Annotated in this window: 10 protein-coding genes; 6 read left to right on the top strand and 4 right to left on the bottom strand. The window is 68.3% G+C overall.

Going from position 1 to position 11,555, the window contains the following annotated elements; all coding sequences use genetic code 11:
• The coding region (locus tag ACWDRW_RS25930; protein ID WP_451726444.1) for an RNA-guided endonuclease InsQ/TnpB family protein at positions 1-995 on the bottom strand (995 nt) is incomplete at its 3' end.
• Between the two features lie 155 nt (positions 996-1,150).
• Between ACWDRW_RS25930 and ACWDRW_RS25925 the strand changes: the two genes are divergently transcribed.
• Positions 1,151-1,438, top strand: a complete 288-nt coding sequence (locus tag ACWDRW_RS25925; RefSeq protein ID WP_451726443.1) for a DUF6510 family protein — start codon at positions 1,151-1,153, stop codon at positions 1,436-1,438.
• A 28-nt stretch (positions 1,439-1,466) separates the two neighbouring features.
• Here the strand turns inward: ACWDRW_RS25925 and ACWDRW_RS25920 are convergent, their stop codons facing one another.
• Positions 1,467-3,065, bottom strand: coding sequence for a succinic semialdehyde dehydrogenase (locus ACWDRW_RS25920; RefSeq protein WP_451726442.1), 1,599 nt, complete (start codon positions 3,063-3,065; stop codon positions 1,467-1,469).
• A 14-nt stretch (positions 3,066-3,079) separates the two neighbouring features.
• Positions 3,080-4,000 (bottom strand): acetoacetate decarboxylase family protein, encoded by a 921-nt coding sequence (locus tag ACWDRW_RS25915; RefSeq protein WP_451726441.1) that lies wholly within the window; start codon positions 3,998-4,000, stop codon positions 3,080-3,082.
• Between the two features lie 342 nt (positions 4,001-4,342).
• On the opposite strand from ACWDRW_RS25915, the gene ACWDRW_RS25910 reads away from it, so the two are divergent.
• From ACWDRW_RS25910 to ACWDRW_RS25900, 3 genes are all read left to right on the top strand, one after another.
• Positions 4,343-5,302, top strand: coding sequence for an NAD(P)H-quinone oxidoreductase (locus tag ACWDRW_RS25910; protein ID WP_451726440.1), 960 nt, complete (start codon positions 4,343-4,345; stop codon positions 5,300-5,302).
• A 37-nt stretch (positions 5,303-5,339) separates the two neighbouring features.
• Positions 5,340-6,050, top strand: coding sequence for a type 1 glutamine amidotransferase domain-containing protein (locus ACWDRW_RS25905; protein ID WP_451726439.1), 711 nt, complete (start codon positions 5,340-5,342; stop codon positions 6,048-6,050).
• 224 nt (positions 6,051-6,274) lie between these two features.
• Complete coding sequence (locus ACWDRW_RS25900; RefSeq protein ID WP_451726438.1) at positions 6,275-7,249, top strand: alpha/beta hydrolase; 975 nt, start codon at positions 6,275-6,277, stop codon at positions 7,247-7,249.
• Between the two features lie 233 nt (positions 7,250-7,482).
• Here the strand turns inward: ACWDRW_RS25900 and ACWDRW_RS25895 are convergent, their stop codons facing one another.
• Complete coding sequence (locus tag ACWDRW_RS25895) at positions 7,483-8,724, bottom strand: NADH:flavin oxidoreductase/NADH oxidase family protein (RefSeq protein WP_451726437.1); 1,242 nt, start codon at positions 8,722-8,724, stop codon at positions 7,483-7,485.
• A gap of 96 nt (positions 8,725-8,820) precedes the next feature.
• On the opposite strand from ACWDRW_RS25895, the gene ACWDRW_RS25890 reads away from it, so the two are divergent.
• Both ACWDRW_RS25890 and ACWDRW_RS25885 read left to right on the top strand, forming a co-directional pair.
• The gene (locus ACWDRW_RS25890; RefSeq protein WP_451726436.1) at positions 8,821-9,429 is read left to right on the top strand and encodes a TetR/AcrR family transcriptional regulator; all 609 of its coding nucleotides are present in this window, start codon (positions 8,821-8,823) and stop codon (positions 9,427-9,429) included.
• A 685-nt stretch (positions 9,430-10,114) separates the two neighbouring features.
• On the top strand, positions 10,115-11,530 hold the full coding sequence (locus ACWDRW_RS25885; RefSeq protein ID WP_451726435.1) for an extracellular solute-binding protein: 1,416 nt from the start codon (positions 10,115-10,117) through the stop codon (positions 11,528-11,530).
• The last annotated feature ends 25 nt before the right edge of the window (positions 11,531-11,555 follow it).

Genomic DNA, 11,555 nt, shown 5'->3' with positions numbered 1-11,555 from the left:
GCGCCGCATGCGGAGCACAGCCTGGAGGAGGGGAACCAGCGGTCGACCGCGATCACTTCGCGGCCGTACCAGCGGGCCTTGTACTCCAGCAGGCTCCGCAAGTCCGCCCACGCCGCATCACTGATGGCCCGGGCCAGACGGCCGTTCCTCACCATGTTCCGGACAGCGAGGTCCTCGATCACGATCGTTTGGTTCTCACGAACGAGCCGAGTAGTGAGCTGGTGCAGGTGGTCACGCCTGCGGTCACTGATGCGGGCGTAGACCTTGGCAACCCTGCGGCGTGCCTTGACCCGGTTCGATCCCTCCCCCTTCGCCTTGCGGGCAAGTTCCCGCTGGGCCCTGGCAAGACGGGCACGCTCACGCCGCTCGTGCCGGGGGTTGGACACCTTCTCCCCCGTCGAGAGGGTCAGCAGGTGCTCGAGCCCGACGTCGATACCGACGGCCGCGCCGGTCGCGGACAGCGGCTGGACGGCAGGGTCCTCGCACAGCAGGGACACAAACCACCGGCCTGCCGCATCCTGCGACACCGTCACCGTGGACGGCGACACACCCTCCGGGAGGGAACGCGACCACACGATGTCGAGCGGCTCCGCCATCTTCGCCAGGGTCAGCGTGCCGTCCCGGAACCGGAACGCACTGGTGGTGTACTCCGCCGACCTCCTCGACTTCTTCCGCGACTTGAAACGCGGGTACTTCGCCCGCTTGCCGAAGAAGTTCGCGAACGCCGTCTGAAGATGCCGCAGAGCCTGCTGGAGCGGGACGCAGGAGACGTCGTTGAGGTAGGCGAGTTCCCCGGTCTTCTTCCAGGCCGTCAGCATCGCCGACGTCTGGTGGTAGTTCACCCGCTCCTGCCGAGCCCAAGCCTCCGTGCGCGCCGCAAGAGCCAGGTTGTAGACCTTCCGCACACAACCGAACGTGCGCGACAGCTCCGCCGCCTGCCCATCTGTCGGATAGAAGCGGTACTTGAACGCCCGCTTCACATGGGTGGCCTTCACTCTTCACACGCTAACCCAACCATTTGTGACAGCGCAGGCAGTTGGGGTGAACGCCACTCCGCCCTGGCGGCGAACCGGCTTTCCCTGCCCTGCTCCGCAGGAGCTTGGTTTCCTCCCCTGGCTGAAGCCGGGGGTATCCACGAAGGAGAGACTCGATGAACGAGCACCACCCCCTGTACCTCGATGGCAACGCCCTGGCCGGTCCGCTCGGCGAGATCTTCACCATTGATCCGACCACGGCCTGGTGGATGTGCCCCTCGTGCCGCCTGCCTGGGTCCCTGGCCCAGTTGCACGTCTATGGTCCCGAGCCCGGCCTGACCGCCCGCTGCCCCGGCTGCGCCGCCATCGCCCTGCGGGTGGTCACCCAGCCGCCTTACCTCTGGCTCCAACTGGGCAGTGGCGCGGGCGCCTTCCGGTTCACGGTTCCACCCGCCACGCCATGACTCGGGCGGGAGCTGACGGCGGCAGCCGTCAGCGCATGCCGAGCGCCTTCATGACCTTCAGCGCGCCGGTCAGCAGGCCCGCCCAGGTCTCGGGGGTGATGCCGGCCGGCGGGTTGAAGCCCTGGAGGCGCTGGTGGGCGACGGTCTGGGGCTCGGTGTACTTGAGGATGCCGTCGGCGCCGTGGCGGCGGCCGAGGCCGGAGTCGCCCATGCCGCCCATCGGCGCGTCGATGCTTCCCCACGCTGCGGCGAAGGCCTCGTTGACGTTCACGGTTCCGGCGTGCACCCGGGCCGCCACAGCCCGGCCCCGGGCGCCGTTGCGTGTCCAGACGCTGCCGTTGAGCCCGTACTGCGTGGAGTTGGCCAGGGCGATGGCCTCCTCGACGTCACGGTAGGTGTAGACGGAGACGACGGGTCCGAAGGTTTCCTGGGAGTGCAGCGTCATGTCGGGGGTGACGTCGGTGAGGATGGTCGGCTCGTAGAACAGTGGGCCGAGGTCGGGGCGTGCCGTGCCGCCGGCGAGGAGGGTGGCGCCCTTGGCGACGGCGTCGTCGACGTGTTCGGTGACGGTCCTGAGCTGGGAGGGGGTGGTGAGGCTGCCGACGTCGACGCTGTAGTCGTATGCGGCGCCGATCTTGAGTGCTTTGGTGCGGGCGGCGAACGCCGCGACGAATTCGTCGCGAACGGAGTCCGCGACGTACAGGCGCTCGATGGAGACGCAGAGCTGACCGGCGGAGGGGAAGCAGGCGGCGACGGCGCCGTCGGCGGCCTTGTCGATGTCGGCGTCGTCGAGGACGATCATGGCGTTCTTGCCGCCGAGTTCGAGCGAGGCACTGATGAGGCGGCGGCCCGCGTCGCTCGCGATCTGGCGTCCGGTGGCGGTGGAGCCGGTGAACATCATGGAGTCGGCGTTGTCCATCAGGGCGCCGCCGATGGAGCCGCCCCGGCCGATCACCATCTGCCACACAGCGGTCGGGAGGCCCGCCTCGTACATCAGATCCATGGACCACAGCGCCGTGAGCGCGGTCTGGGTGTCGGGCTTCTGCACGACGGCGTTGCCCGCCATGAGCGCCGCGATGGTGTCGCTGGCGGCCATGCTGAGCGGGTAGTTCCATGGCGAGATGACCGTCACCACGCCCTTGGGGTGGCGCAGTTCGGTGGTGTGTGTGAGCAGGGGGATCGCGCCGCGGCGGCGCTGGGGCCGGAGGTACTTGGCGGCGTTGCGCGCGTAGTAGCGGGAGACGATGCCGATGTCGACGACTTCGAGGAAGGCGTCTCTGCGGGTCTTGCCGTTCTCGGCCTGCATCAGGTCCAGAGCCTCGTCCTGGCGGGCCAGGACGAGGTCGTGGTAGCGCAGCAGGATCTTCTTGCGCTCCGCGATCGGTGTGGCGGCCCAGGCCTTCTGCGCGACCCGGGCGCGGGCGAACGCGGCCTCGACGTCCTCGGGTGTGGAGACGGGGAGGTCGGCCAGGGGCGCGCCGGTGTAGGGGGCGCTGGTGGTCACTCGCACCGCGTCCGGCGCTGCCGAGACCTGCGCGGTCAGCCGCTCGAGCAGAGCCGGCGTGATGGAGGCGGGCAGGGCCGGGCGGCGGGTGGCAGCGGGGCGGAGGACGTGGTCGGTGACCATGGCGGGGCTCCTTGCTACTTGTTCGGGCTCGGGACCGAGGTGGGCACCGGCATGTGGAGGGCGACCTGGCCCTGGGTCATCACGTCGAACTGGATGGTCCTCTTCGGCTTGAGGGAGCGCAGGTCGTCGGCCATACGGCCTTCACCGACTTCGAGGCTGATGCCACGGGTGGAGCGGGTGGTGCCGACGCTGAGCACGTTGGTCTGGCTCAGGGTGGAGTGCCACGCGCCGTTGATCGTCGTGTAGGAGGTGAGGGAGCTGACGCGCTCGCCGGTGGGGTGGAAGGTCTGCTTCGGGGTGGCGGCCAGCAGCGACAGGTCCGTGCCGCCGGCGTCGTTTGCGACGTGTGCCGCAGTGCGGGTGGCGTCGATGTCGACGTCGAGGCCGGTGACCCACTTGGGGAAGCCGTAGCCGTCGTGGCCGCGGACCTGGGCGATCTCCGTGCTCACCGGCAGGGACAGCACGTAGGAGTCGAGGTGCTCGTTCTTGAGGCCGGAGACGAGGTCGAAGAATCCGAGCTTCCCGTGCCGAGCGGGCTTCACCGCGATCCCGACCGCGGCTTCGGTGTAGAAGTCGATGTCGCACACGTCGTAGCGGAAGAACATGACCGAGATCAGCCCGAGGCCCGGCGCGATCTCCAGCGGGGAGAGCTCCGCGGGCAAGCGGGTGCGGATCGCGCGGGACGGCGCGAGCATCGTGAGCCGGGCGGTGGACACGCTGTAGTAGAAGTTCGGGGTGAGCGTGGAGCCTATGGGCGAGTCGACCCTGGTCTTGGGCAGCCGCCGGAAGAAGTCCACGCTGCTGACACGGGGGTCGCGGGCGATCGCGTCGAGGTCGGGGTCCATGCGGTACATGTCGTACAGACCGTCCTTGGGGACCGTGACCGCGTGGCCGCCCAGGTCGACCTTGACGGATTCCTTCTGCGTCGGAGGCATGGAGGGCCCTCACTTTCATGTAAGCGGTGTGCACATGACTATAGGGGCGCGATGTAAGCACCGTCAACACGCGCAGTCGCCCCTTCGCGTCGTCGCCACGGGACCCGAGATGACCTGGTCATGTTGACACTGCATACTCTTGAGCCGTAATGTGTGCGGCGTAAACATTTGCCTCATGGAGGCGTGGGGTGAATAAGGGCGTGTCCGGACATTCTCGACAGTGTGGCCCTGGCATCGCTGCGGCGCCGCCCCGCGTTCCGGTTCGGGGCCCCGTGCGTCGCGAGCGCCCGGCCCGGACGTCCGTAGAAGCCCTCCCCATCAGCCGTACGAACGGAGCGCGCGATGAAGGCTGTATCGATTACGGAGCACGGTGACCCCGAGGTTCTGCAGTGGATCGAGGTCGAGGACCCGGTTCCCGCCGCCGGGGAAGTGATCGTCGATGTAGTGGCGAGCGCTCTGAACCGGGCGGATGTCATGCAACGGTGGGGGCTGTATCCGCTGGCGCCCGGCTGGTCGCCGTACCCGGGGCTGGAGGTCTCGGGCCGCGTCAGCGCCCTCGGCGAGGGCGTGACCGGCTGGCAAGTGGGCGACGAGGTGTGCGCGCTGCTGACCGGCGGCGGCTACGCACAGAAGGTTGCCGTACCCGCGGGCCAACTGCTCACGGTGCCCAAGGGGATCGGCCTGGTCGAGGCGGCGGGCCTGCCCGAGATCACCGCCACGGTGTGGTCCAACATCGTGATGACCGCCGGACTCAGTCAGGGCGAGACGCTCCTCGTCCACGGCGGGGTCGGTGGTGTCGGCACCATGGCGATCCAGATCGCCAAGGCGCTCGGGGCCCGTGTCGTCACCACCGTCGGCGGTCTGGAGAAGGCCGCGCGTGCCCTGGAACTGGGCGCCGACGTGGCGATCGACTACCGCACCGAGGACTTCGCCGAGCACGGCCCGTACGATGTGATCCTCGATGTCGTCGGCGGCGCCTACCTGGAGCGCAATATCAGCTCCCTCGCCTCCGACGGACGGCTGGTCATCATCGGCCTGCAGAACGGCCTCGAGGGGCAACTCAACCTCGCCGAGATCGTGTTCAAGCGCATCTCCGTGCACGGCACGACCCTGCGCACCCGCTCCAAGGAGCAGAAGGCCGCCATCGTCGCCGAAGTGCAGGACAAGGTCTGGCCCTTGATCGAGAACGGCAGCGTGCAACTGGTCATCGACCAGACCCTCCCCATGTCGGCTGCTGCCGAAGGCCACCGCCTCATGGAGGCAGGCGGCCACGTCGGCAAGATCCTGCTGCTGAACAACTGACACCCACCTCGTCGACGCCCCAGAAAGGAAGACGGAGATGACCAAGGTTCTCTTCGTGGTGTCCGCAGCCGACCGCTGGACGCTGAAGGACGGAGTGGTGCACCCCTCGGGCTTCTGGGGTGAGGAACTGGCGATGCCGCACAAGATCTTCACCGCGGCGGGGTGGGAGAGCACGATCGCCACCCCGGGTGGCACGCCCCCGACGCTGGATCAGTTCAGCATGTCCCGCACCGCGGGACGGCCGTCGAAACTGCGTGAGGTCGCCCAGTACCTGGACTCCATCCAGAGCGAGTTGAACAGTCCCAAGGCGCTGGACGAGGTCGACCCGGACGAGTTCGACGTCGTGTTCTACCCCGGCGGCCACGGCCCCATGGAGGACCTGGCCGCCGATCCCGTCTCGGGCGCACTGCTCACCCGGGTGCTTCGCTCCGGCAAGCCACTGGCCCTGCTGTGTCACGCCCCGGCCGCAGCGTTCGCGGCGAAGAACGAGGACGGATCCTGGCCGTTCGACGGCTACCGGATGACGGGCCTGTCGAATCTGGAGGAGAAGCTCACCAGCCACGGGCGCAAGGCCATCTGGCTGCTGGAGGACCGGCTGCGCCAAAGCGGCGCCGACTACGCCAAGGCACGCCTGCCGCTTCGCCCGTTCGTCGTCGTCGACCGCAACCTGTACACCGGACAGAACCCGTCGTCCTCCGAGACCCTCGCACGACGCCTCGTGGAGGACCTGAGCAAGTCGGCACGGTGACCCGCCGACCGGCCGGGCATCTGGCCGGTCGGTATCCGTTGACATCGTGCAGGCGAGCCATTCGCGCGGCTCGTCGGCATGCCGTTACAAGTTGCACGTTCCAGACAGCGCGCGAACGATGGATACCGGGCATTTCCGGCCTAGGGGTGGGACGCCAGCAGCCGCGGGTCGGCTATGGCCGTAGCAACCAACGGCACGCACGTTACTCGTGACATGGAGCCAACATGACCGCGCTTCCTCCGCCCATCACCCCCTACCTCGAGCCTGCCGCGAAGGAACTCTGCGAAGCGACCGACCCGCACCCCCGCATTTACGAGGTGCCGCCGGAGAAGGGCCGGGAGATTCTGCTCAGCCTGCAGGTCGACCCCAGCGTGCCCCGACCGGACGTCGACGAGGAGTGGGTCGACGTGGACGCCGGCGAGTGGGGCACGGTCCGCACTCGTATCATCCGGCCCAAGGGATCGACGGGACCGCTGCCGGTGGTGTTCTACATCCACGGCGCGGGCTGGGTGTTCGGCGACGACAAGACCCACGACCGTCTCTTCCGCGAACTCGCCGTCGGCGCGGGGGCCGTGGGCGTGTTTCCCGTCTACGACCGGGCCCCGGAGGCGAAGTACCCGACCCAGGTCGAGCAGAACTACGCCGTGGGCCAGTGGGTCCTGCAGCACGGCGCCGAACACGGTATGGACACCTCACGCATCGCCGTGACGGGCGAGTCGGTCGGCGGCTGCATGTCTGCGGTGTTCGCGCTGATGAACAAGGAGCGCGGCGGCATCGATCTCAAGGCGCAGTGCCTGCTCTACCCCGTCACCAACGCCGACTTCGACACCCCGTCGTACCTTCAGTTCGCCGAGGGCTACTACCTCACCCGCGATGGCATGAAGTGGTTCTGGGACGCGTACACCACCGACCCCTCGCAGCGTGCCGAGCACCACGCCTCGCCGCTCCAGGCCGGCCTCGACGACCTAAAGGGCCTGCCCACCACCCTGGTCATCACCGACGAGGCCGACGTGCTTCGCGACGAGGGTGAGCAGTACGCCAACAAACTGCGCGAGGCAGGCGTCGACGTCACCTCCGTCCGGGTCGCCGGCATGGTTCACGACTTCCTGCTCCTGGACAGCCTGCGCGACACCCGGGCCGCCAACGTCGCCCGCAAACTCGCCGTCGACTTCCTCAGGACGGCCCTTCAGGGCAGCTGACAGGTACAAGTCCGACGCTTCCGCTGCACCGGCCACGCCGGGTTCGCAGGCGCCTTTCGCGGCGCACCCGACCCGCAGGTTCCCGCCGAGGCCCCCACGCCGGCATTCCTCCGCTCATCACAGCGCCGCAGTGGACTCGGCGGCATTTGTCCTGGTCGTAGCCGTGCGGTCGGCGAACATCATGCCGGAACAGCGGCGTACGCGGCCGTGAGAGGGCAGTAACGGTGACGCGCTTACGCGGTGTTGCGGGCGGGCAGCCAGGCTCGGTAGCGGCGCAGGGCTGTGCGCTGCTTGCGCATCTCGGAGATCAGGGCCACGACCGGGTGCGTGCCGGGGCGGGGTTTGCTGCCGCGGGCGATGCGTCGCATCTGGTGGCGGACCTGGGCCATGCCGGCGGCGGAGGCGAGGGCCTTGTCGGACCAGTTCACGGCCCGCATCTGCCGGTCTGCCTCGCGGCCCTGGCGCCAGCGGTCGGGCAGGTCGGGGGTGACGGCGAGAGCGGTGCCCATCCCGATGACCGCCACGCCGTTGTCGAGGACCCGTTCGGCGGTCTCGCGGCGGCTGATGCCGCCGGTCAGCATCAGCGGCAGCGGGCTGGTCCTGACCAGGTCCTTGGCCAGGTCCAGGAAGTAGGCCTCGCGGGCCTGGGTGCGGGAGTCGGGTCGGCGGCCGGTCATCGCCGGGCTCTCGTAGCTTCCGCCGGACAGCTCGACCAGGTCGACGCCGAGCGGTGCGAGCATGTCGATCACCTGCCGGGCGTCGTCGGCGTCGAAGCCGCCGCGCTGGAAGTCGGCGGAGTTGAGTTTCACCGCGACCGCGAAGGACGGCGAGACTGCCGCCCGGACGGCCCGGACGACGTCCAGCAGCATCTGAGCCCGGTTGTCCAGTGACCCGCCCCACTGGTCGGTGCGCTTGTTGACGAGCGGCGAGAGGAACTGTGACAGCAGATATCCGTGGGCGGCGTGGACCTCCACACCGTCGAAGCCCGCCTGCTCGGCGCGCTGGGCCGTCACCGCGTACCGGGTCACGGTGGCGTGGATCTGTTCGGCGGTCATGGCGACGGGGCGGCCGAAGCGGCTGCTGTGCCTGCCCAGGTCGACACCGACGTCGGAGGGACCCCAGACGACGCCGGGCATGTCGGACGCGATCTGCCGGCCGGGATGGTTGATCTGCATCCAGATCGCCCCACCGCCGGATTTGCCAGCCTTGGCCCACTCGACGAACGGTTCGAGAGGAGCGCTCTCATCGAGTACGACGCCGGCGGGCCCCGTCAGCGCCTCGGCGTGCACCATGACGTTGCCGGTGATCAGCAGCCCGGTGCCGCCGGCGCCCCAGCGCCGGTACAGCCCGAAGAGCTCCTGGTCCGGAAGCTGGCCGTCGCCAGCCATGTTCTCCTCCATGGCCGCCTTGGCGATCCGATTGCGCAGTACCTGCCGGGAGCGCAGGGACAACGGCGAGAACAGCCCGCTGGTCATCCGAGTTCCCCTTCCAAATCTCAATCCCGTAGAATGTGTGCATCGCCTACATTAGGTCAAGGATGTAAGCGCCGTAAACATGAGAGGGTGTGTCGTATGGCACAGGCAAGCGGTTCGTATCATCACGGCGATCTGCGTGCCGCCTGCCTGCGCGCCGCGCAGGAACTGCTCGAGGAGAACGGCAGCGCCGCCCTGTCGATGCGGGCCGTGGCGCGGCGTGCGGGAGTCTCGCCGACAGCCCCCTACCGCCACTACGAGGACCGTGACGCGCTCGTGTCGGCGGTCGCCGCGGAGGGCTACCGCGAGCTCGCCGGGTCGCTGGCCGCCGCACACCCTTCGCCCGCGACTCCCGACGAACTCGCGACGGTGGCAGTCGCCTACGTGCGCTTCGCGCTTGATCACCCGGCACTGTTCCGGGCGATGTTCGCCGAGCCGTGCGATCCGAGCAGTTCCGAACGTGTCAGCGCCACCGCCGCCATCTCGGAATACGTCCGCACCATCGTCCGCACAGCCTTCCCCCAGGCAGACCCGGACGCGCTGTCGACAACGGTGTGGGCCCTCGTCCACGGCCTGGCCTTCCTTCACCTCGACGGAAAGCTCGACGCCTCCACTCCCGAGCTGGTCGACGGCCAGGTCCGTTCCGCGGTTCGGGCGCTGTTCACCGTCTCTCCTGCCATGGCGCAAGAGGTGACCGCGCAGATCTGACGGCTGAGGCTGCACCGCGGCAAGGTGAGCGAGGGAGGCTCGAACACCGGCCGGCCCGCGCATCCACCACCGGGACGGCGGAGCGGATCGCGCGATCTGAGCGGTGGGCGCGCAGGGGGCGCCCGTCGCCGACGACGTAGAAGCGCTGCTGGCGTGCCGCAGAAAGCCCCGCTTTCCTCCTTGGGCCTCGCAGAGGGTCCGGGCGCTTCCTGACCGGTCGGTCGCGGGCTCGAGCGAGCTTGTTGCCCCGCTCCGCACACGTCGCCGCCCCGGTGTGTTGACTGGAAGCGCAGCGCAATCAGCAGCAAGAAATCCGACAGTCGGTGCTCTCCAAGTGCGACCACAGGGCCTGGCCGGAGACAGTTATGCAAGTAGTTCCGCTTGCCCGGCGGTCTCGGGTGCACCGCAGTCCACGGACCTAGCTGGCCCTGCCGCCGCCATCCGTAGCACGTATGACCAGCTCAGCACCGCGAACCAGGTGTTCGCGACGGATCGCGCGTGCGGTCCAGCTCCCTTCTCGCGAGTGATCGACAGCTAACTGACCCTGTCTTGTCAGGGAATTACGAAATCGACGCGAGATCTTGCGTTCACTTGAGGTGGGTGGTTGAGTGTGCCGCACCCCACAACGCATCCGCCGTCCGGTGGTGGGGTGACCTTCCACGTTCATGCCCGAAGGGGACCACCCATGAGAAGTGCCAGGTTCCGCCGTACTCGCCGCGCCAGCGCGGTCGCCCTCGTCTCCGCGCTCACGCTGACCGCGCTCGCCGCCTGCGGCACGAGCAGCAGCGACAACGACGGTGGTGCTTCCGAGGGAGGCGGCTCGTCGGATCCGTCCGCGCCGCTGGATCCGAAGACGAAGGTGACGATCACCATCGACTGCATGCCGCCCACGGCGAAGGCGGCCGAGCTCAAGGAGTGGAAGGAGGACGTCAAGGAGTTCAACAAGACCTACCCGAACGTCACCATCGAGGGCCGCTCCACGCCGGGCCAGTGCCTGGAGCCACCACGCTTCACCGCGATGCTGAAGGCCAAGTCCCAACCGGACGTCTTCTACACGTACTTCACCGACCTGCCCCAGGTGCTCGACCACGACGGCGCCGAGGACATCACCGCGTACGTCAACGACAAGACCGTCCCGGCGCTGAAGGACATCGACCCGAACGTGCTGGGCACGCTCAAGCAGGACGGCAAGCTCTACGGCCTGCCCACCAGCAACTACACGATGGGCCTGCTGATCAACCGCAAGCTCTTCAAGGAGGCCGGCCTCGACCCCGACGCCCCGCCGCGCACCTGGGCGGAGGTCCGCACCGCCGCGAAGAAGATCGCCGGCCTCGGCGACGGCATCGCCGGATTCGGCGAGTACAGCGCGGGCAACACCGGCGGCTGGCACTTCACCGCGCAGATGTACAGCATCGGCGGCGAGATCGTGGACGCGAGCGGCAAGAAGGCCGCGTTCAACGACGAGTTGGGCAAGCAGGTCGCCGAGAACCTGCACGCCATGCGCTGGCAGGACGACAGCATGGGCAAGACCCAGCTGCTGAAGTGGGGCGACCTGCAGAAGCAGATCGCCACCGACAAGCTCGGCATGTTCCTCGCCGCACCCGACGACATCGCCTACATGGCCCAGCAACTGGGCGCGAAGTACGAGAACTTCGGCATGGGGCCGATACCCGGCGAGAAGGCCACGCTGGCCGGCGGCAACAGCTACATGATCAAGAAGGGCATCTCGTCCGACAAGGTCAAGGCCGCGATCGCCTGGCTGAACTTCAAGAACCTCACCGTGGGCAAGGGCCAGTTCGACTGGGCGCGCACCAAGGCGGACGGGCTGCCGGTCGGTGTCCCGCAGCCCAACTTCTGGCTGAACGAGTCCAAGACGCAGGACGACGCGGCCCGCGCCGAGCACGCGACGATGCCGGTGGAGAACTTCAAGACGTTCATGGACAACCCCGTCGCGGGCAAGGCCGAGCCGCCCAAGGCGCAGGAGATCTACAAGGTCCTCGACAACGTCATGTCCGGCATCCTCACCAACGAGGACGCCGACATCGACAAGCTCCTCAGCACCGCGGAGTCGCAGGTCAACCAGATCCTGGCCAACCAGTGACCGGACGGGCGGGGCGGCGTGAGGT

It is taken from the genome of Streptomyces sp. NPDC003635, from assembly GCF_053587635.1.
This window is presented reverse-complemented; position numbering and strand designations above follow the sequence as displayed.